General features: G+C 66.1%; 21 protein-coding genes. 14 read left to right on the top strand and 7 right to left on the bottom strand.

The annotated features are described in order from the left end of the window. A partial coding sequence (locus NA10_RS07170) for an L-lactate permease (RefSeq protein ID WP_174562479.1) occupies positions 1–988 on the bottom strand: 988 nt, incomplete at its 3' end. 108 nt (positions 989–1096) lie between these two features. Then, positions 1097–1909 carry an AraC family transcriptional regulator gene (locus tag NA10_RS07165; protein WP_067564849.1) on the bottom strand — a complete coding sequence of 271 codons (813 nt, stop codon included), beginning with the start codon at positions 1907–1909 and terminating at the stop codon, positions 1097–1099. A gap of 161 nt (positions 1910–2070) precedes the next feature. On the opposite strand from NA10_RS07165, the gene NA10_RS07160 reads away from it, so the two are divergent. Next, positions 2071–2976, top strand: coding sequence for an alpha/beta hydrolase (locus NA10_RS07160; RefSeq protein WP_067564847.1), 906 nt, complete (start codon positions 2071–2073; stop codon positions 2974–2976). Between the two features lie 204 nt (positions 2977–3180). On the opposite strand, the gene NA10_RS07155 is transcribed toward NA10_RS07160, so the two are convergent. Together NA10_RS07155 and NA10_RS07150 are read right to left on the bottom strand one after the other, a co-directional pair. Then, on the bottom strand, positions 3181–3483 hold the full coding sequence (locus tag NA10_RS07155) for a hypothetical protein (RefSeq protein WP_157556163.1): 303 nt from the start codon (positions 3481–3483) through the stop codon (positions 3181–3183). A gap of 149 nt (positions 3484–3632) precedes the next feature. Further along, entirely contained in the window at positions 3633–4664 is a 1032-nt protein-coding gene (locus NA10_RS07150) for a sigma-70 family RNA polymerase sigma factor (RefSeq protein ID WP_067564845.1), read from the bottom strand. Positions 4665–4772: 108 nt separating this feature from the next. On the opposite strand from NA10_RS07150, the gene NA10_RS07145 reads away from it, so the two are divergent. Beyond that, positions 4773–5384 (top strand): dihydrofolate reductase family protein, encoded by a 612-nt coding sequence (locus NA10_RS07145; RefSeq protein ID WP_067564843.1) that lies wholly within the window; start codon positions 4773–4775, stop codon positions 5382–5384. 29 nt (positions 5385–5413) lie between these two features. Here NA10_RS07145 and NA10_RS07140 read toward each other — a convergent pair whose 3' ends face one another. Both NA10_RS07140 and NA10_RS07135 read right to left on the bottom strand, forming a co-directional pair. Continuing rightward, positions 5414–6244, bottom strand: a complete 831-nt coding sequence (locus NA10_RS07140) for a glycosyltransferase family 2 protein (RefSeq protein ID WP_245677071.1) — start codon at positions 6242–6244, stop codon at positions 5414–5416. A 164-nt stretch (positions 6245–6408) separates the two neighbouring features. After that, entirely contained in the window at positions 6409–6717 is a 309-nt protein-coding gene (locus tag NA10_RS07135; protein WP_157556161.1) for a hypothetical protein, read from the bottom strand. Positions 6718–6856: 139 nt separating this feature from the next. Here NA10_RS07135 and NA10_RS07130 point away from each other — a divergent pair, with 139 nt between their 5' ends. Next, positions 6857–7735 (top strand): oxygenase MpaB family protein, encoded by an 879-nt coding sequence (locus tag NA10_RS07130; RefSeq protein WP_084514383.1) that lies wholly within the window; start codon positions 6857–6859, stop codon positions 7733–7735. A 56-nt stretch (positions 7736–7791) separates the two neighbouring features. On the opposite strand, the gene NA10_RS07125 is transcribed toward NA10_RS07130, so the two are convergent. Further along, positions 7792–8721 carry an oxygenase MpaB family protein gene (locus tag NA10_RS07125; RefSeq protein ID WP_084514382.1) on the bottom strand — a complete coding sequence of 310 codons (930 nt, stop codon included), beginning with the start codon at positions 8719–8721 and terminating at the stop codon, positions 7792–7794. 373 nt (positions 8722–9094) lie between these two features. On the opposite strand from NA10_RS07125, the gene NA10_RS07120 reads away from it, so the two are divergent. The 11 genes from NA10_RS07120 to NA10_RS07070 all read left to right on the top strand — a co-directional run bounded on the left by NA10_RS07120 (position 9095) and on the right by NA10_RS07070 (position 19907). Then, positions 9095–10654, top strand: coding sequence for an acyl-CoA synthetase (locus tag NA10_RS07120; RefSeq protein WP_245677079.1), 1560 nt, complete (start codon positions 9095–9097; stop codon positions 10652–10654). 229 nt (positions 10655–10883) lie between these two features. Beyond that, on the top strand, positions 10884–11108 hold the full coding sequence (locus tag NA10_RS07115) for a hypothetical protein (protein WP_067564835.1): 225 nt from the start codon (positions 10884–10886) through the stop codon (positions 11106–11108). After that, the gene (locus NA10_RS07110) at positions 11096–11314 is read left to right on the top strand and encodes a hypothetical protein (RefSeq protein WP_373862342.1); all 219 of its coding nucleotides are present in this window, start codon (positions 11096–11098) and stop codon (positions 11312–11314) included. The genes NA10_RS07115 and NA10_RS07110 overlap by 13 nt, the downstream gene beginning before the upstream one ends. Positions 11315–11364: 50 nt before the next feature. Then, positions 11365–12183: an MlaE family ABC transporter permease gene (locus NA10_RS07105; protein ID WP_067564930.1), complete on the top strand. Its 819-nt coding sequence runs from the start codon at positions 11365–11367 to the stop codon at positions 12181–12183. 1 nt (position 12184) lies between these two features. Next, on the top strand, positions 12185–13048 hold the full coding sequence (locus NA10_RS07100) for an ABC transporter permease (protein WP_067564831.1): 864 nt from the start codon (positions 12185–12187) through the stop codon (positions 13046–13048). A 9-nt stretch (positions 13049–13057) separates the two neighbouring features. Next, on the top strand, positions 13058–14461 hold the full coding sequence (locus NA10_RS07095; protein WP_067564830.1) for an MlaD family protein: 1404 nt from the start codon (positions 13058–13060) through the stop codon (positions 14459–14461). A gap of 2 nt (positions 14462–14463) precedes the next feature. Then, a complete protein-coding gene (locus NA10_RS07090) occupies positions 14464–15486 on the top strand; it encodes an MlaD family protein (RefSeq protein WP_067564828.1) in 1023 nt (340 codons plus the stop codon). Further along, positions 15483–16502: an MCE family protein gene (locus tag NA10_RS07085; RefSeq protein WP_067564928.1), complete on the top strand. Its 1020-nt coding sequence runs from the start codon at positions 15483–15485 to the stop codon at positions 16500–16502. Before NA10_RS07090 ends, NA10_RS07085 begins: the two co-directional genes overlap by 4 nt. After that, positions 16502–17608 carry an MCE family protein gene (locus tag NA10_RS07080; RefSeq protein WP_067564825.1) on the top strand — a complete coding sequence of 369 codons (1107 nt, stop codon included), beginning with the start codon at positions 16502–16504 and terminating at the stop codon, positions 17606–17608. Before NA10_RS07085 ends, NA10_RS07080 begins: the two co-directional genes overlap by 1 nt. Further along, a complete protein-coding gene (locus NA10_RS07075; protein ID WP_067564823.1) occupies positions 17605–18735 on the top strand; it encodes an MCE family protein in 1131 nt (376 codons plus the stop codon). The genes NA10_RS07080 and NA10_RS07075 overlap by 4 nt, the downstream gene beginning before the upstream one ends. Beyond that, a complete protein-coding gene (locus NA10_RS07070) occupies positions 18732–19907 on the top strand; it encodes an MCE family protein (protein ID WP_067564821.1) in 1176 nt (391 codons plus the stop codon). The genes NA10_RS07075 and NA10_RS07070 overlap by 4 nt, the downstream gene beginning before the upstream one ends. Positions 19908–19911 lie beyond the last annotated feature (4 nt).

The raw sequence follows: 19911 nt of genomic DNA, 5'->3' as shown, positions 1-19911 counted from the left end.
GGCCGCACACCGCACCCTGGTCACGCACGGCACCCTGGCCGCACACCGCACCCTGGCCGCACACCGCACCCTGGCCGCACACCGCACCCTGATCGCGCACGGCACCCTGGGCGCACATCGCGCTCTGGTCATGCACGGCGCTCTGGTCATGCACGGGAGCGCCTTCGTGTGCACCCCCGTATTCGTGCCCGCTCCCGCCTTCGGGCCGTCCGGTACCCGCGTGCACTCCAACCCCGCGCTGCCGCCGCATCGCTGCCGGCGCGAGGGCGACCGTGGTGCTGAACAATCCGGCCAGCACACCTGCGGGTGGGACGATGCCCAGTCGGTTGACGACCAGCAGACCCAGGGCGAGCGAACCTCCCGCTCCGGCGGCGAGAAGGGCTGCGCGGGCGCGCCTTTCGGGGTGGGACAGGAGCACCGCCCAGACCGTCACGAGGGGGAAGATCATGGCGCTGGTGACGGCGGTGGCGGTGCCCAGGGTGGTGGTCGGGACATCGGCGAGCGCCGCACCGATGACCGTGGCCAGGCCCAGCGTGCCCCAGGGGATGATGTTCATTCCGAGCATGGCTTGGCGCCGTGCGGTCGCGGGTGGGGCGAGGGCCAGCAGGACGGGCACGGTGACCAGCAGGGAGACCCCGAACCCGGTGAGCGCCTCCACCGTCGGCGCGATTCCGGCCACCACCAGTGCGATCTTGGCCGGTCCGGACCGCGGCAGGGCGCGCACCCACTCCCCCAGTGATCGGTGTACGCCGTGCCGGGTCAGGACCTGGCTGAGGTAGACGCCGGGCAGCATGACCGCGACCGCGTTGAGCACCAGCAGGCCCGCTCCCCCGGCTGCCGGACCCCGTGCGTCACCGGGAAGGGTGAATTCGGGTCGCCACCAGATCAGCAGTGCCGCAAGGACAATGCCGGTCACCGCCGCCCAGTGCGCCGGTCGGCGCAGTCCGGTGATCAGTGCCAGCACCACGATGAGCGGGGATACCGCCAACGCCCACATTATTGCCTCCCATGGCTTTTCGCTGCCGCTCGACAGCTGCGACACAGCCTGGTCCCCGGCGTGGCCGGCGGTATTGAACAAAAATCGCGGCGGTGCGGATCAGCGCCGGATCGCGCCGGGTGTCACACCGAAGTAGCGCTTGCAGATCCGGGTCAGATGCGCCTGATCGGCGAATCCCACCGCGACCGCGACGTCGGCGGGCAAGCCACCGGCCAGTAGCAAGCGCCGAGCGTGGTTGGCGCGCAAGCGAAGCAGATAGGCGTGCGGCGGCAAACCGTACGCGCGCCGGAACGCGCTGATCAGCGTCGCCCGGGGAATTCCGGATACCGCGGTGAGTTCGGCGACCGTGACCGCTTCGTTCCATCGATCGTGCAGCAGTTGACGCGCCTGCTCGATGCCCTGACGCGGCCGCCCCTGACCCGCGAGCTGATGTCCTCCGCGCGCATGCCGCCCCAGTACCGCGCTCAGGCCCGCGAGCAACAGGGACTCCGCGGTCAGCGGATCACCGGCCCGCTCCTGTGCCCGATGCGCGAATCGCATCCGCGCGAAAAGTTCGTCATCGCGTACGGCGGTTTCGGGGAACCAGACCGCGCCGGTGCCCAACCGCGCAGCGGCCAGCTCCTCGACCAGGTCGGTGTCGAAGTAGAACATCCGGTAGCGCCAACCGGATTCGACGGCCGCGAATCCGGTGTGCACCTGCCCGGGATTGATGATCACCAGCTGTCCGGCCGGGATCACCACGGTGCCGCCCGCCATATGCAGGCCCTCCGCGCCCTGCTCGATGACGCCCACCGACAGCTGATCATGACTGTGCTTGTCGAATTGGAAGGTTTCGAAGCGCGCGGAGAGCAGATCCACCTGGGAGCTGGCATCGGCGGTCCAGAGCCGAGCATGCTCACCCACCGATCCCACTCGCGCAGGCTAGCAAACCCGGCGGTTGCCGGATCGGCGGTGTGACCCGGGATCGGCGCGGTTGGCGCGCTCGGTCCCCCCGCCGGCGTGCGATGACCGCAACGATTGTCCGCCACAGGCAATAGGCTCTCGCCGTCAATACGATTCGAGGGGCCGCACAGATGAGAACCGAACGATTCACCTTCACCAACGACGGCGATGAGCTGGTTGGTGTGCTGCACCTGCCCGAGGGGGAACCGCTCGCCGCCGTCGTGACCAGCGGACCGCTGACCTCGGTTAAAGAGCAGGCGGCCGGAGCGTATGCGCGGGCAATGGCCGAACGCGGATTCGCCGCTCTCGCCTTCGATCACCGGACCTTCGGTGAAAGCCAGGGTCAGCCGCGGCAATTCGAGAACCCGTTCGGCAAGGCCCAGGACATCCGGCGGGCCGTGACCGCGCTGCTCACCGATGAGCGGACCCGGGAACTGCCGGTGGCCGCGGTCGGCGTGTGCGCGGGCGCGGGATATATGGCGCGGGCGGTCGCGGACGATCCGCGGATCCGCGCGTTCGCCGGGGTCGCGGGCTACTACTCCGACACCGCCGATGCCCCGCCGAGTCCCGAGGCCATCGCGCGCGGGCGCGCGGCCGAGCAGGTGTGGCGCGACACCGGTGTCGCGGAGATGATTCCCGCGGTCGCGCCCGACGGGGGCGATGTGGGGATGCCGCTGCGCGAGGCATACGAGTACTACGGCACCAGCCGAGGCGCGGTGCCCAACTACACCAACGGGTTCGCCGTCCAATCCTTCGCCTACACAAGCGAATTCGACACCATCGAGGCCGCGGCCCGGCTCGCGGTGCCGTATGTGATGGTGCATTCGGAGCATGCGCTGGCCCCGGCCTTCGCCCGCAAGTTCTACGCGACGGTGCCGAGTCCCAAGTCCGAGCTGTGGCTGGAATCGGTGGGGCAGATCGACTTCTATGACGATCCGCGACTCATCGACGCCGCCGCCGACGCGGCCGCGCGGCTGTTCCGCTCAGTTCTGACTCGAGAGCAGCCGGAAACTCCCCGGTTCGATGGGCACCGGTAATCGATCGTCCCCGAACAAGGCCGAATCCACGGCGATTCCGCCGGACAGCTGGGCCCGTGACACCCCCGAGGTGAGGGCGGTCCGCCGCAGCACACGCGCGGTGCGAGTGGGGACGGTGCCTTCGATCACCGGCGGAGTGTAGGAGCCGTTGAATACCAAACGGTTTGCTTGTGTCGTTGAGCGGCGGGCACCGCTACGGTCGAACTACCGTGCCGCGACGGCACCGGTCTCGGCGGCATGAACCGCCCTACCCAGCGCACTGCCCGCGAACTCCTCGCCGAGTTCGGTCGGCATCACCGCCCGCACCACCTCGGCGGCATCGGAGGCGGCGGTCGGATCATCCCCCACCAGCCGCACCGCGACCTGTCGCGCGATCCCCGCCAGATTCGCGGCAACCAGCTCTGCCGCCTCCGCGCCCGCGCTCTCGCGAATCTGCGAAACCAGCTGCACGTCATAGAGATCGGTGAGCTGCCCGACGATCTCCTCGATCTCTCTTCGCCCGGTCATACCCCGCCTTCCGCCACGCCCGGCCACCGCCGGCACTTCCTTCCGATATCGAAGGGCATCATTCCGCACATCGCGCGCAGGGAGGGGCAGCAACACTGTGAAATTGGCATCACCACCACATCGTCCGGGAGGATTCGTCGAATTCGCCCTCAGCGGTTCGCGAGTGATCGCGGAAGGCCGAACCACGGAAGCACGGTGTCCTCGAAGAAGGTGAGGGCGCTGATTCGGGTGCCTGCGAGGGTGAGGACGAAGAGGCCGATCGCTCGGCGGCCGGTGGGGGTGGGGAGGTAGGCGCCGAAGGCGGGTTGGTTGTTGGCCCGAGTGGGGACGAGGTCGAAGCCGAGGATGTGGGTGAGGAACTGGCCCACGGGGTTTCGGCCCTCGTATTCCAGTGGCAGGGGTGGCATGGACATGAATACGTCGTCGGTCAGGAGGGCGACGAGAGCCTCGATATCGGCGGATGCGTAGGCGTTGACGAATTTCGCGACTATCGCGTCTTCGGCGGATGAGTCGGCCGTGGGGGTCGGTTCGCGGTCGGTGGTGCGGCGCTGTCGCAGGCCCGCGCGGGCTCGTTTGAGGGCGCTTTTCACCGATTCGACCGTGGTGTCGAGCATTTCGGCCACTTCGTCGGCGTGGAAGCCCAGGACATCGCGCAGGATGAGAACGGCGAGCTGGCGCGCGGGCAGGAGTTGCAGGGCGGTGACGAAGGCCAGGGAGATGGATTCGGTTTGCTCGTAGCGGGCTTCGGGGCCGAGGGGGACGGAGATCGCGCCATCGAGGAGGTTGTCGGGATAGGGCTCCAGCCAGACGATTTCACCGAGTCGGGTGGGTTCGGGCGGTTCGAAGCCGGGGGTGTCCCACTGTTTGGCCGGGCGTCTGCTCGCGGACCGCAGCGCGTCCAGGCAGCGGTTGGTGGCGATGCGATAGAGCCAGGTGCGTATCGAGGCGCGGCCGTCGAATCCGGCCAGCCCCTTCCACGCCGAGATCATGGTGTCCTGTAGGGCGTCTTCGGCGTCCTGGAACGACCCCAGCATCCGATAGCAGTGCACCTGCAATTCGCGGCGGTGGGGTTCGGTCAATGCCCGGAACGCTTCACCGTCGCCGCCCCTCGCCCTCGATATCAGGTCGGTTCTGCCCAACTCCACTCGCGCCACCTCTGTTCGCGTCGCCCGCAATTCCATCCTGTATGGACGCCGGGCGCGGGGCGAACGGGGCGGTCGCCGAGCGCCCCCTTTCCCGAATGCGCCGCGTCTACCTCGATGTCATACCGAGAACATGGGAGAGCGGAAATGGGAAAGATCGTCATCAGCACGAATGTCACGCTCGACGGAGTGGTCCAGGACCCGGACGGGCAGGAGGGTTTCGAGCTGGGCGGCTGGTTCCACCAATTCGCCGGCCGCAAGGACCTCGAAGCCTGGACCGCCAACGAGACCGCGGAGGTCCAGGGCGCCGAGGCGCTACTGCTGGGCAGGCGAACCTACGAGTGGTTCGAGGCCCGGACACCGGCCATGGAGATCCGCGTAAGCAGCGGGTGGGCGCACGCCATGAACACCCTCCCCAAACACGTCGTGTCCTCGACACTCGAAGATCCCCGCTGGAACAACACCGTCGTCCTCAATGGCGATGCGGCCAAAGAGATCTCGGAGCTCAAGCGCCGAGTGGACGGCGAAATCCTGGTCTACGGCAGCTATCACCTCGTGCGCACCCTGATCGACCAAGACCTCGCCGATGAGCTCCGACTGGTGGTCTTCCCCGCTGTCCTCGGCACCGGCCTGCGCCTGTTCGACGAGATCGGCGACAGCAAGCCGCTCCACCTGATCAATACCCGGAAGATCGGCGACGACCTGGTGCTGTACGGCTACGAGTTCGTCCGAGAAACCGCATCGACCTCGGCGGATTAGCCTTCCGCCGAGGCCCGCCGCGGCACAGGCTATTCGCCGATGGCGGACACGCGTTCGGCCCCGGGGTGGATCGAGAAGCGGTGGTGATGGAAATCCCAGAATCGGTAGATCGGCCACTGCACGGTATGGGATGCCCACGCGCCGAGGACGACCAACCGGTCCACCCATCGGGGTTCGATGCCGTGATCGCGCAGGGTGCGCAGCCCGATCATCTGAAATTGCCAGTGCCGCCGCGGGTTTGTGCGACGCCTGCGCGCGGAGGTGCGGGCGCGCATATTCGTCAGTTGGTCGATCCGCAAGCCACGCTTGGACAGGCAGATAGCCATATCCAGGTCTTCGGCCACATCGGCGCGCACCTGGGTGTCGTCCCGAATCCGCAACCAGGCATCACGCCGAATGGCCATATTCGGCCCGTACATATTCCCTACGCGGCCACCGAGTTTGCCTCGCCGAATAAGCAGCCATTGACCGAACTTCAGAAAGAATCCGATCGGCGAGTCGTGGTAGGTGCAGAGGCCGGTCACCGCGGCGGTCTCAGGATGCGCGGTGAGAAACTCACGAATGATCGCGCTCCAGTCGTCCGCGACCAGGGTGTCCGCATCGGTGCGGGCAATGAATTCCCCACGCGCCTTGTCGAATCCGGCATTGCGAGCGGCCGCGATCCCTCGCACCGGCTCGAACAGCAACTCGACCTTCGAATGCACGGCCGCGAGCTCACCGACGACGCGAGCGGTGCCGTCATCGCTGCCATTGTCGACAACGATGATCTCGTCCACTCCCTCCTGGGCCAGCAGCGTTTTCAGTGTGCGCTCGATGACATCGGCCTCGTTCAAAGCCGGAATAACAACGGAAAGAAGCACGGGAGAAGGCCGGTTCACCATCAGAAGAGTCCACTTCGGTCATTCGAGCGCGTGTCTGCGCTTCGGACAGAGGGAGACTATTTCCCGCGTGTGCTCGCCCGCTCGGCGAATGTTCCCGGCAGTGGGAAGCATTCACACCGAGGATTCGCCAACCGCGGGTGCGCTCAGGATTCGGGCTGTTCGGACAGCCAGTCCCTGCCGAACAGCGTCAATTGGGAAGGGTTGCCGTCGCCGTCGCCGTAGAGGGTGCGGAGGCAGCGGACGCAGGTGACGCCGGCGCGGGTTGGTTGCGGGGCGGACGGGGACCAGCCCGCTACGCCGGTGTGGCACAGCAGTTCGGGCACTTCCTCGGAACCGATCCATTGGCCGAGACCGACCGCGTGCACCGTGCGGCCGTTACGGACGATGGCGTGCACTCCGGGGTCACCGAATTTCGCCCGCGCGAATGCGGCCAAGGGGGCGATGTCAGTCATGTTCTGGACGATACGGACACGGTACGACAGCGGCGGGGCACCGCACCGGTGCAACCCCTTCGGATGTCGTCGCCGGGTTGTCCGATGATCCCGGGAGTGAGAAGATGAATTGATAACCATCTCAATAACTCAGAGGAGTATGGTGGCGCAACCGATTCGATCCGCCGCGGTGTCGCGGGCGGACGCAGGAGATGACGCATTCGAGGCGAGCGCGCGGCGGCGGCGGTACCTGGTGGGCCTCGGCGCACTGCTGGGTGGCGCGGCGAATGTGGTCATGCAGTTGAGTAATCCGCCGGTGGGGCGCGGGGTGTACGAGAGCACGGTCGAGAGCGGGCGGTACGACCTGCATCCGCGCAAGCGCGGGCGCACCACGCTGACCTATCTCGCGGTGGCGATGCTCGGCACGCAGGAGGATCGACTGGCCTATCGGGCGGCCACGAATACCTCGCATCGCACGGTGAAGTCCGCCCCGGACAGCGAGATTCGATACAACGCCTTCGATCCGGAATTGCAGTTGTGGGTGGCGGCGTGCATCTATCAGGGTGTGCGCGACTGTCAGGTGCTGTTCTTCGGCGAACTCGACGAGGCGACCGAGGACGATCTGTACCGGGAGTCGGCGCGATTCGGCACCACGTTGCAGATGGGACAGGACCTTTGGCCCGTCGACCGGGCCGCTTTCGCGCAGTACTGGAATGGCAAACTGCACGAGATATCGGTGGATCCGGAGGTCAAACGGTATCTGCTGGATCAGGTGGTGAATCTCGGCCCGTACGAACGCAAGTACCGGATCGCGCTCGGTCCGGCGCATCGATTCTTCACCACGGGCTTTCTCCCCCAACGGTTCCGGGACGAACTCGGCCTGCCGTGGAGCCCGCGCCGCCAACAGGTCTTCGAGATTCTCCTGCGCGCGCTGGGGCTGATCCTGGCTCGCCTGCCGCAGCGCTATCGCCTCTACCCGTATGAGAACTATCTGCGCGATATGCGCCGTCGCCGGGCTCTGGGCAAGCCGCTGGTCTGATCGGCCCGGAGACCGAATACCCGGGTGGCCCACCGTCAGGCGGGCCACTTCGCGCGTCATACCAATGACTGTTGCCGTCGAATCCGGTGCCGGACATAACCGATCTGCGGTCCGCCGACATTACGCAGAAATCCGGGCAGGAATCGATTGACGAATCCCACGAACAGGAACAGATGCTCGAAGCGGCGCTGATCCGCCGCGCTCCACACCACACCCATATGCTCGCGCATATGCGGCGCCAGGAATCCGGCGGTCAGAAACCGCAGCAGTCCGCCGAAGATCACCCGCAGATACCAGTGGATCATCCGCAGGTGCAGGAGATCATCGAGATACGCGCGCACTTCCTCGTCGATGCTCACCCGCGCGCACGCCCGCACCCAGTACGCGTCGAAATCCGCGCGCGTCTTCGGCCACATGTCCGGATGCACCTGCAAGGTGGTGCCCAGCGCCGCCGCGGTCGAATAGAACGCCTCGGCCTGTTCGGCATTCATCTTCCCGTGCAGCATCTGATAGGAATCCTCGAATCCGACGTACAGGCACGCGGCCACCCACAGCTGAGTGTCGCGGTCGAACGCGTTGTATCGGACCTTCGCGCCCGGCTCGGATCGCACCTGGCGATGCACGACGTCGACCGCCTCGCGCATGGCGCGCTTCTCCGCCTCGGTACCGAGGATGGCCACGGCCAGATAGGAAGCCGTGGTGCGCAACCGTTTCCACGGATGCGACATCAGCGCCCCGGATTCGACGGGGCTCTCCACCACGCCGCGCCCCACCTCCGGCCACGCCATCTGCATGGCCACATTGGCCGGTGCGTTGGACAGCCCCCAGAAGTCGAGGGCGTCCGGCAACTGCGGCAGCCGTTTCGCGCCGACCCGGTGCACCCCGGGTATCCGGATGCGGGTCTGCTCCAGGGTCAGCGGTGGTCCCACCGAATCACCCTGCGGGTCATCGTAATTCGGGTCCCAGGGCTCTGCGTCCAAGGTCATGATGGTCCCTTCTCGAACGAGCGCTTGACTCCGGGCACGGATGCTACCGAGTAGACATTAAGTTAGTGCTGATTCTCCGATCTTTCAAGAGGGACCGGGGGCCACCGCCGCTACGTTGCGATCGCGAGAACGCTGACATAGGTTCATGCGCAAGAGTTGGATTGAAGACCTGCCAGCTCACAGCTCCACACCGGCAGACTCCTCGGCGCCGGGCAGCAGAGACATTTATGTGAGTGAGCATTCTCAAGCTTGGACGACGTTCTGGCAGCACCGTACGGGAGGATATCGAGTGATTACGGCGGAGACGGTGCGACGGGTGACCCGCGCGACCGCGGACGCGGCGGCCGCGGTGGGCGTGCTGCGCAGGCGCGGAATGTTCGACCCCCGGCGGCCGGGCGAGGTCATCCGCTCGCTGCGCGACGCCTCGATCTACGGCCCATTCACCACGGTCCTGGCGCATGCGGTGCGCCGCGACCCGCATGCGCCAGCACTCGTCGATGAGCGCGGCACCCTGACATTCGGCGATCTGGACGCGCGGTCCAACGCACTCGCCCGGGGTTTGGCCGGTGCGGGATTCGGGGCGGACACGGTCCTGGGCGTGCTGTGCCGGGACCATCGCGGTATGGCGCTGTCACTGCTCGCGGCGGGCAAGCTCGGCGCGCGAGTGGTGTTGCTGAACACCGGATTCGCCGCACCTCAACTGGCCGATGTCGCCGCCCGGGAAGGCGTGGGCGCGGTCCTGCTGGACGGTGAGTTCCTCGGTCTGCTCGGCGCGATTCCCGCCACCGTCCCGCGCCTGCTCACCTGGGTGGATCCCGCGGACGCGGTCGACACCGCGATGGCGACGATCGACGCCCTCATCGCCGCGAACTCCGCCGACGCACCGCCCGCGCCGCGGCGGCCCGGCGGGCTGGTCATCCTGACCAGCGGGACCACCGGAACCCCGAAAGGCGCACCGCGCGACAAGGTTTCCCCGCTGCAATCGGCGCAGTTCCTCGATCGCATTCCACTGCCCCGCGATGCCGCCATGGTGATCGCCGCACCGGTCTTCCACGGCACGGGCCTGTCGCAGTTGATGCTGGGCTGGGCGCTGGGGAACAAGGTGGTTCTGCTCCAGCGCAAGTTCGATCCGCGCGCCACCTTGGAGGCGGTGGTCGAACACCGCGCCGCGACACTGGTTGTGGTGCCGACGATGCTGCAACGCATCGTCGACCTCGATCCGGAGGTGGTGCGCAGCGCCGACACCTCCGCACTCCGGGTCATCTTCGCCGCCGGATCCTCCCTGTCCCCCGATCTGAGCACACGCACCGCCGACCTCTTCGGCGATGTCCTCTATAACCTCTACGCCTCAACGGAGGTCGCGGTGGCCGCCGTCGCGACCCCGCGGGATATGCGCGAGGCCCCCGGCACCGTGGGCCGCCCACCGGTCGGCTGCCGCGTCGCGATCTACGACGAAAACCGCCGCCGCATAACCCAACCCGGGGTGGTCGGCACCATTTTCGTCTCCAGCGGCCTGAGCTTCGCCGGCTATACCGACGGCCGCGATAAGGAGACCGTCGACGGCCTGCTCTCCAGCGGCGATGTCGGCCACTTCGACGCCGAGGGCCGTCTCTTCATCGACGGCCGTGACGACGACATGATCGTCTCCGGCGGCGAGAACGTCTTTCCCCTGGAAGTGGAGAATCTTCTCATCGCGCGCCCCGACATCCTCGACGTCGCGGTGATCGGCGTGGCCGATCCCGACTTCGGAAAACGCCTGCGCGCCTTCATCGTCCCCGCCCCGGACGCCACCCCGGACCCCCGCGACATCAAGGCCTACGTCAAAGCCAACCTGGCCCGCCACAAGGTTCCCCGCGATGTCGTCCTCATCGACGAACTCCCCCGCAATGCCACCGGCAAGCTGCTGCGGCGCGCGCTGGAGGAGCTCGATTGAGCCCATACCGCCGTGTGAATCGTTGATAACTTAAAACGATCCGGAGCGGGCTTGAACCGCATGGCAGTACACGTCTAGCTGAGACGATACCCACGAACAACTTCTCGAAAACTCCCTTCCAACGGAGAGAATTGTGAGTAACATACGCTACTGCGGGGCGACGCCGCGGCCAGCCGAGAGGCGGGGTCGCGCGTGACCGCTGACAGGTAGGCGAAAGGACTTACGCGCGATGTTGAAGCGGCTGGACCGGTTGCTCGCTTATGAGATGAAGGTGTCGGAGTTCCTGGGGACGCTGATCATTCTCGGGATTCCGTACGGCCTGGTCGGGGTCGTCTGGACGCTCACGCACACCTCGCATCTGAAGCAGCTGCACGGGGTCGATGTGATCGTGTCGTTCCTGGGGTCGATCGTGTGCTGGCCGGTGCTCACCTTCTCGAATGTGTGCATGACCTGATGATGGCGCTGGTCTGGCTCATCGACATTCTGGTGATCGGCGTGAAGATCCTCGGTGGGCGAATGAAGGTCAATCCGATACTGCGCGTAGGGCTTTGGCTGGCGGTACTGAGCGCTGCCGTCGCGGGTGTCGCGGCGGTCGGCGTCGGGCTGGTGGTCCTGGAGCACCACCTCACCGGCCCGATGGAAGGGATGGGCGAGCTGTGACCACCACATCGGAGAGAGTGCGGGTCGAGCGGGCCCCGGAATCGGGCGAGCTGGAAAGGCTCGGTGCGGTCGCGGGCGAATTGTGGCGCGAGCATCCGCAGCGATCGCTGGAGACCCTCGGCCGCCAGGTGAGTCTGGGTCGAGATGCCCTGCGGCAGTTGGTCGTATCGATGGTGCAGCGGCGCTTCCCGTATCGCGAGTTCATCAAGCAGTGCGCGTTCATGACCAGCGTCTCGGCCATTCCCACCGTGCTGGTGGCGGTGCCCATCGCGGTGGTGGTGTCGATTCAGTTGGGCGCGTTGGTGAATCAGGTCGGTGCGACCACATTCATCGGCGCGGTGGCGGGTTTGGGCGTGATCCGCCAGGGTGCGCCGCTGGTCACCTCGCTGATGATGGCCGGTGCGGTCGGCTCGGCCATCGCGGCGGATCTGGGCTCGCGCACCATTCGCGAGGAGATCGACGCGATGATGGTGATGGGTGTGGATCCGGTGCGCCGCCTGGTCGCGCCCCGGCTGGCGGCGGCGGTGCTGGTGAGCATGCTGCTGTGCGGGTTCATCGTATTCGTCGGATTCGCGACCGCCTACCTGTTCAATGTCTACGCCCAATCCGGCACGCCCGGATCGTTCATCTCCTCGTTCGCGTCCTTCGCGGTGGCGAACGATCTGGTGATCGCGCTGGTCAAAGCCGCGATCTTCGGATTGCTCACCGCGGTGATCGCCTGCGATATCGGCTTGCACGCCAAGGGCGGTCCGGGCGGGGTGGCCAATGCGGTCAACTCGGCGGTGGTCACCGCCGCGCTGATGACCTTCGCCACCAATGTCATCCTCACCCAGCTCTACAACACTCTGCTACCGACGAAGGTGATCTGAGGTGGGCAGCACCTACACTCCCGCGGCCCTCAAACCGGTGCGCCTGGTCACCGGCGCGGTCGCGGCCCCGATGCGCGCGAATCAGCGACTCGGCCATCAGGCGTACACGTTCTTCCGGACGATCATCGCGGTGCCGTTCGTGCTCAGGCACTATCGCAAGGAGGTGCTGCGGCTGACCGCGGATGTCGGCTGGGGCAATGGTTCACTGGTGGTCGGCGGCGGCACCATCGGCGTGGTGATCATGCTGTGCGGATTCGCCGGGGTCACCGTGGGCATGGAGTCCTTCACCGCGCTGAACCTGCTCACCATGAGCCCGCTCACCGGCGCCATCTCCGGCTTCGCCACCACCCGTGAACTCGCTCCCATCATCGCCACGCTGGCCTTCGCGATTCAGGCCGGATGCCGGTTCACCGCACAGCTCGGGGCCATGCGCATCTCCGAGGAGATCGACGCGCTGGAATCCATTGCCATCCGGCCGCTTCCGTACCTGGTGAGCACCCGGATGATCGCCTCGACGCTGACCATCATCCCGCTGTACAGCGTCGGGCTGGCGGTGGCGTACCTGGCCACGAAACTGTCGGTGCTGTTCCTGGGCGGCACCACCGCGGGCACCTACGACCACTACTTCTACCAATTCCTGATCGGCCCGGACGTGTTCTGGTCGCTACTCAAAGTGATTGTCTTCGTGCTGCTTTCGACCTTCATCCAGTGCTATTACGGCTATACCGCCACCGGCGGCCCCGAAGGGGTGGGCGTCGCGGCCGGCCGCGCGATCAAAATGGTCATCGTGGTCATGGTGTCGGTGAATCTGCTGCTGACCCTTGCGATCTGGGGCATCGACCCCGGATTCCGGATCTCGGGGTAGGTGAGCCGAATGCTTCTGGATCCCAGCGGTCGCGGACCCACCGCCCGCCAACTGTCGACCATCGGCCTGGCCGTGCTGAGCACCCTCGCGCTGCTGCTGTACCTGTTGGCGCTGCGCTACCACGGCGACTTCGAGGACAAGGTGCCCGTCGTCGCGACCCTGACCAGCACCGGCGATGGACTGCCCGCCAATGCGGACGTGAAGTTCCGCGGCATGATCGTCGGGCGGGTCGCGGGTGTCGACATCGTTTCCAAGGGCGACCGCCAGAATGCCTCGCTGTGGCTCGAACCCGGTGTCGCCGAGACGATTCCGGCCACGGTGACCGCGCGGGTGATTCCCAACAATATCTTCGGCGTCACCGCCGTCGAATTGGTCGACACCGTACCCACCACGCGGACGCTGCGGGCGGGCGCGACCATTGCCGAGGACACCAGCGCGGCCACGGTGCAGTTGCAGAGCACACTCAATGTGCTGCGCACCGTACTGTCCAATATCCAGCCCGAGAAGCTGGGCCGGGTGCTGGGCACGCTCTCCGCCGCATTCGATCCCGAAGCGCGCGTGCCCGGTTCGACCATCGAACGACTCGACAACTGGATGACCCAGGTGCACGCGCTGCCCGAAATGGGTGACCTGCTGGGGAATCTGGGGCGCGCGGCCACGGCCTTGAGCCGGTCCGCGCCACAGCTGGTCGAGGTGCTCTCGCAATCGGTGACCACCGCCAAAACACTGACCGACCAGCGTTCGGCGCTGGTCGCGCTGCTGGCCAACGGCGGTACCGCGGTCGACGCGGTGAACACGTTGTTCGCGGCGAATCCGGATTCGGGCAAGTTCCTGGTCTCCGGACTCGACGAGCTGTTCGGCAGCCTCGCCCAGGATCCGCAGGCCATCCCGTACGCGATCAGCAATCTCAATACCGCGCTGCGCCGGTTGCGGACGGTCTTCACCTTCGGACCGCAGCGGCAGATGAACTGGACGATGGAAGTGAGCCTGACCCCGTTCCAGCAGTACGTGGCCAAGGATTGCCCGCACTACGGAAACCTCTACGGCCCGCGCTGTGGCACCCCGTCGGTGGCGGATTCGGCTCCGGCGCAAGAGTTTCCAGCCCAGCTGTTGCCACAGCGCCTGAGCGCGGCCGGACCGGCGCCGCAGGCGCAGGCCCCCAGCACCATCACCAGCCCCGGTCCTCCGACCGTGCCGATTCCGGGTCTGCCCTCGATTCCGGGCATCACCGCACCGGCCGCGCAGTCGACCACCCCGGGAGCCGACATCACGGTGGGCCCGGCCGCCCTGCGCGGCAAGGACGCGGTCGCCGCGGTCGTCGGTGGCGAGCCGAATATGGCGCAGCTGCTCCTACTCGGCCCCGCGCTCGCCGGTGGTCATGTCGAACTTTCGAGCGGGAAAGGTGGTGCATAACAATGCGATCAACTAAAGCGACCATCAGCTTCAGCCTGTTCGCGATCGTCGCGGTCGTGCTCACCTACACCATCTGGTCGACCTTGAGCAGGGCGGTTGCCGGTGGGACACACGGTTATTCGGCGGTGTTCTCCGATGTGCTGGGCCTGCGGGTCGGCGATGACATCCGGATGGCCGGGGTGCGGGTCGGGCGGGTCGACAAGGTCGACTTCACCGACGACTACAAGGCCCGGGTCGACTTCCGCATCGAAGACAGCCAGCACCCCACCGACACCACGAAAGCTCTTGTGCGCTACCAGAATCTGATCGGACAGCGCTATATCGCGCTCATCCCGGGCAAGGATCCGGGCACACCGATGCGACCGGGTGACCGGATACCGATCACCCGCACCGAACCGTCCTTCGATGTCTCGGCCATGCTGTCGGGCTTCGAACCGCTGTTCGGCGTCTTGCAACCCGATCAGGTGAACTCGTTGTCCGAGACGCTGATTCAGGCCCTGCAGGGCAATGACGTGTCGATGAGCGCCCTCATCACCCAGGCCGCGCAGTTGGCGACCACGTTCGGGCAGCGCGATCAGATCCTGGGCGATGTGCTGACGAATTTGAGCAGCGTCATCTCCGGATTGGCCAATCGCAGCAATGAATTGGAGACCCTGATCACCCAGGCACGCAGCCTGATGCAGGGCCTGTACGCACAGGGCGAGGCGCTCAAAGGGTCGGTCGAGGAGGTCGCCCACGCGACCGATTCCCTGGTCGGAATCATCGATACGGTCAAACCCGGATTGGCCCGCGCGCAGAACGACGCGACCGCCGGTGTGGCATTGCTGCTGCTCAATGGCGCGTCCCTGGACAAGGCCGCGGTCGAACTCCCGGCCGTGCTGAATTCGGTGGCGCGGTTCTCCGGCTACGGCGCGTACGGCAATGCCTATATCTGCCGCCTGGACGTCTCGCTCTGGGGCGTACTGCTGCCGCCGGGTCTGTTCTCCCAGGTCGGCGGACCCGCGCAGTCGCAGGTGTGCCGATGATCCTCGCAGCGCGTGACATGCTCTTCGCGGCCTGGCGCAACCGATACCTGCGCACCGGCGTGATCGCTTCTCTGACCGTGGCTTTGCTGTTGGCGGGATCGACGGCGATCAAACAGGCACGTCTGGGCGATAAGACCATCTCGGCCGAGTTCGCGCAGGCGGCCGGGCTCAAATCCGGTGCCACCGTGGATATCTCGGGCATCGATGTAGGTCAGGTCAGCTCGGTGAAGCTGGACGACGGCAAGGTCCTGGTGGAGATGAAGGTCCGCAACGACCTCCGCTTGGGCGCGGACGCGACCGCGGGCATCAAACTCTCCACCATCCTGGGCCGACTTCACGTCGAGCTGACCCCGGGTGACCGGAAGGGATTGCCCGGCAATATCATTCGGCTCGACCACACGACGGTCCCGTACAACCTGGGCAAGGTGGTCCAGGATCCGCAGTACAAGAACCAGTTCGAGCGTATCGAGGGCATCGACCCGGCCAAACTCCGGCAGGCCCTGGATGTGGTCAACCAGCAGATGGGCGATTCCCCGCAGCTGGCGGTGCAGGCCCTCGACAGCATCGGCGCGCTCGCCAAGGTCATCGACGACCGGCGCGATTCGGTGGACAGCCTGCTCAAAGGCATGGACAAGGTCTCGCAATTGGCCGCGGACAATCAGAACAGCGTGCTGCTGCTGTTGACCCAGGGTCAGGCGATCGGCACCGCGGTGCAGCAGCGGCAGGTTCTGCTGCGCACGCTGCTGGACAATGTGGCGTCGCTGTCGAAGACATTGCAGGACATGGGTGCGGAGAACAACAACCAGATCGGACCGCTCATCACCGACCTGAACACCATGTCGCAGGGCCTGGAGAAGAACAGGGACAACCTCGACCGGCTCTACGAGATCATGCCGGTCACGCTGCGGCAGTTCAACAATGTCCTCGGTGACGGGCCGTACGGAAATGTGTACGCGCCGTGGCTTTTCCCGGACAACTGGTTGTGTTTCGCGCAGGTCGTTCAGGGGTGCGAGTAATGAGGAACCGTATTCTCGCCAAGCTGGCGGCGCTGTGCTGCGCGGCCGCGTTCACCGCCGGATGCGGGCTGCTGCCGGACAGTGTGACCGCACTGCCCGATCAGATTCTGGGCAGGACCATGCGCATCAGCGCCGACTTCGAGAGCGTGGCGGGGCTGTACGCGGGCAATGAGGTCGCCGTACTCGGGGTGCCGATCGGCACGGTCGAATCGGTGACACCGCGCGGCGGATATGCGGAAGTCGTGATGAGCGTCGACGCCACGGTCAAGATTCCCGCCGATGCCATTGCGGCGCTGGTGAATCCGCAACTCATCACCAACCGGCACGTGGAGCTGACCCCCGCCTACACCGGCGACGGACCCGCGCTCGCGCCCAATGCGCATATACCGCTCCCCCGCACCCGGGTTCCGGTCGAACTCGATCGAATTCTGGCGAACTTCGACAAACTCGGCGCGGCCTTGAAGGGCGACAACGAAACCGGGCCGATGGCCAGCCGCGTACTGTTCCCGTTGCTCGACGGCAATGGTGATCGGCTGCGCGAAACCCTGGATTCGCTGTCCTCGGCATTCGAGGTGACCCTGGCCAACAAGGACCAGATCGCCAACACCATCGTCAAACTCAATGACATCACCCAGATCATCGCCTCGAACGATCAGACGGTGCGCGGTTTCAGCGGGACGCTGACCCAGCTGGTGGATCTGCTCGGACAGCAGGCCCCCGGCCTGCAGGCGACACTCACCCAGCTCAACGATTTTCTGAACAACACCGCGGCGCTGGTGGGCGATAACAAGGATCAACTTTCCGGTGCCCTCTCGCGATTCGTGGACATCTCCGCGCAGATGCGCGCCAATGCGCGTCAGCTGACCGAGATCGTCGATATCGGCCCGCTCATGTTCCAGAACCTGTCCAATGCCACCAGCCGCGAACATCAGGCGCTGCGCCTGCACGGCCTGCTCGACAAGAGCGTCCTGGACAGCGAGATCCTGTCCCAGTTCTGCGAGCGCATCGCCCTGCGCCTGGACGGCTGCCGCACCGGCAAGATCGCCGATTTCGGCCCCGACTTCGGGCTCACCGCCGCCCTGCTGGGCATCACGGAGATGAAATGAGCAGACCAACAAGATCCCTTGCGGCGGCGCTCATTACGGCCGCCACGCTCACCGCGAGCACCGGCTGCGCGGTCACGGTGCAGAACATGCCGATGCCCAAACCCGGAATCGGCGGACCCGGCTACACCATCCACGCCACCTTCCGGGATGCTCTGAATCTGCCCGATCACGCGCACGTGAAGGTCGGCGGCAGCGATATCGGCGTGGTCACCGAGATCAGCACGACCAACTTCCTCGCCGATGTGCGGATGCTGATCCGCCAGGACATCCAACTGCCCAAGGGCACCACCGTCGAACTGCGCCAGGCCACTCCGCTCGGCGATGTGTTCGTGGCCCTGACCCTGCCCACCGCGCGGGACGCCGGTCCGCAACTGCGCGAGGGCGACACCATCGGCACCGATCACACCGCCACCGGCGCATCGGTCGAGCAGTTGATGATGTCGGTCTCGATGCTGATCAACGGCGGCGGTATCAATCAGGCCGCGAAGATCACCACCGAATTGAACTCCATGTTCTCCGGTCGCGGACCCCAACTGGCGCATCTGCTTTCGGAGCTGACCGCGGTGATCGAAGCCTTGAACAAGCGCACCGGCGATATCGACAATGTGCTGTCCGGACTGAATACGCTCAGTGGTGACCTCGCCGCCCGCAAGGTCGAACTCGGCCGGGCCGCCGACACCTTCCCCGGCCTGATCGGACTGTTCACCGAGAACAACCAGCGCATCGTGGACCTGCTGACCAAGGTCTCCACCACCATGGCGGCGCTGCACGACTTCAGCGACACTTCCGGTGCGGATTTCGTGAGCCTGTTCACCAGTATTCAGCAGTTGATGTCGGGATTCGCGCAGTCCACCGATCTGACGGCCACGCTGGACGCACTGCATGAGATCACTCCCGCGGTCCAGGCGAGCATCCGCGGTCCGGCCCTGGCGGTCTCGGCGACGGTGTCGTTCCTGAGCATCGGCGCGCTGACCGATCCCAGCGGTAGTCGCCCGCCCGAACTCGGCGATGTGCCCGCGTTCATCGGCAGTTTCGTGCAGGTGCTGGAGAAGGTCTTCGGCCGGTTGACCAGCCCCCCACAACCGGCCCCCGCCCCGGCTCCGGACACCCGGGAGGGTGGACGATGAATCCTCCCCTGTGGCAATGGGTGGTGCGGCAGCGCATCGCCGTCGCGAACCTCGCCTTGATCGTGGTGCTGGTACTCGGTTGCGGATATATCGCGTCGAATGTGCTGCGGTTCAACCCGATTCCGCACACCTACCGGGTGACGGTGCTGCTGCCGACCTCCGGCGGTCTGCTGACCGGCAATGACGTCACCTTCCGCGGCTCTCGCGTGGGCCGCGTCGCCCAGATCACCGTGGCGGGCGACGGTGTCGCCGCGGTCGCCGAGATCGACGACCGCGCGCATATCGCCCTGGACGGAACCGTCGCGGTCGGGCGGCTGTCGGCCGCCGGGGAACAATTCCTGGACTTCCGGCCCGAGTCCGACAGCGGCCCTTACCTTTCCGACGGCGCGGTGGTCGACCGCGCCCGCACCACCACGCCCGTGCGTATCCAATCGGTGCTGTCCAACCTCAGCGATTTCATCGGCGGTATGAACGCCGACCGGCTCACCTCGATCGTGGACGAGCTGGACAAGGCGTTGGCCGGCGGTCCGGATCGATTGCGCAATATGGTTTCCGGAATCAGCCGGGCCATGTCCGGGCTCGACGATCTACTCCCCCAGACCAAACAGCTCCTGGAGAATCTCAGCGTCATCGGCGAGACGACCTCGCACGCCCAGCCCGATCTGGGCACCATCACCGCCGCGGGCACCACACTGTTCCAGCAACTCACCGCCGCCGACGCCGAGGTCCGGCAGTTGCTGCGCACCGCACCCGATCAGCTCGCCACCATTAGCGGATTCGTCTCCGAGACACAGGATCCCATCACCGATCTGGTCACCAACTTCGTCGCCATCACCAAGGCCGCCAAGCTGCGCGCACCCGCCATCGAGGCTCTGTTCCCCGCCATCCGGGCCGGTTCGGAGGCACTGGGCATTCCCGCGCACGACGGCGGATATCACACGCTGGTCGATATCTGGCCGCGCCCGTGGTGCGACTACGACACCATCCCCGTGGTTCCGACCCGGACCCAGGACACCCGAACCCGGCTCTACAACTACTGCCTGACCAATAATCCGGCCATCCAGGTCCGCGGCTCGGCCAACGCCCCGCGACCCGATGTCACCGACAACGGCGCGAGCGCGCCGCCGGGTGTGACCGGAAACGAACTGTCCCAACCCGTCCCCGGCCGATAGGAGA

The organism is Nocardia acidivorans NBRC 108247, assembly GCF_001625085.1.
GTDB lineage: Bacteria > Actinomycetota > Actinomycetes > Mycobacteriales > Mycobacteriaceae > Nocardia > Nocardia acidivorans.
The sequence above is the reverse complement of the archived record's forward strand: the minus strand, read 5'-3'. Positions and strand labels throughout refer to the sequence as shown.

Bases quoted from the DNA above. Each gene is read 5' to 3' on its own strand.
- NA10_RS07130 (WP_084514383.1), top strand. From the start codon at position 6,857: ATGGTGGCGCAACCGATTCGATCCGCCGCGGTGTCGCGGGCGGACGCA.
- NA10_RS07080 (WP_067564825.1), top strand. From the start codon at position 16,502: ATGAGGAACCGTATTCTCGCCAAGCTGGCGGCGCTGTGCTGCGCGGCC.
- NA10_RS07155 (WP_157556163.1), bottom strand. From the start codon at position 3,483: ATGACCGGGCGAAGAGAGATCGAGGAGATCGTCGGGCAGCTCACCGAT.
- NA10_RS07085 (WP_067564928.1), top strand. From the start codon at position 15,483: ATGATCCTCGCAGCGCGTGACATGCTCTTCGCGGCCTGGCGCAACCGA.
- NA10_RS07120 (WP_245677079.1), top strand. From the start codon at position 9,095: ATGTTCGACCCCCGGCGGCCGGGCGAGGTCATCCGCTCGCTGCGCGAC.
- NA10_RS07160 (WP_067564847.1), top strand. From the start codon at position 2,071: ATGAGAACCGAACGATTCACCTTCACCAACGACGGCGATGAGCTGGTT.
- NA10_RS07115 (WP_067564835.1), top strand. From the start codon at position 10,884: ATGTTGAAGCGGCTGGACCGGTTGCTCGCTTATGAGATGAAGGTGTCG.
- NA10_RS07145 (WP_067564843.1), top strand. From the start codon at position 4,773: ATGGGAAAGATCGTCATCAGCACGAATGTCACGCTCGACGGAGTGGTC.
- NA10_RS07135 (WP_157556161.1), bottom strand. From the start codon at position 6,717: ATGACTGACATCGCCCCCTTGGCCGCATTCGCGCGGGCGAAATTCGGT.
- NA10_RS07150 (WP_067564845.1), bottom strand. From the start codon at position 4,664: ATGGAATTGCGGGCGACGCGAACAGAGGTGGCGCGAGTGGAGTTGGGC.
- NA10_RS07075 (WP_067564823.1), top strand. From the start codon at position 17,605: ATGAGCAGACCAACAAGATCCCTTGCGGCGGCGCTCATTACGGCCGCC.
- NA10_RS07125 (WP_084514382.1), bottom strand. From the start codon at position 8,721: ATGACCTTGGACGCAGAGCCCTGGGACCCGAATTACGATGACCCGCAG.
- NA10_RS07070 (WP_067564821.1), top strand. From the start codon at position 18,732: ATGAATCCTCCCCTGTGGCAATGGGTGGTGCGGCAGCGCATCGCCGTC.
- NA10_RS07095 (WP_067564830.1), top strand. From the start codon at position 13,058: ATGCTTCTGGATCCCAGCGGTCGCGGACCCACCGCCCGCCAACTGTCG.
- NA10_RS07090 (WP_067564828.1), top strand. From the start codon at position 14,464: ATGCGATCAACTAAAGCGACCATCAGCTTCAGCCTGTTCGCGATCGTC.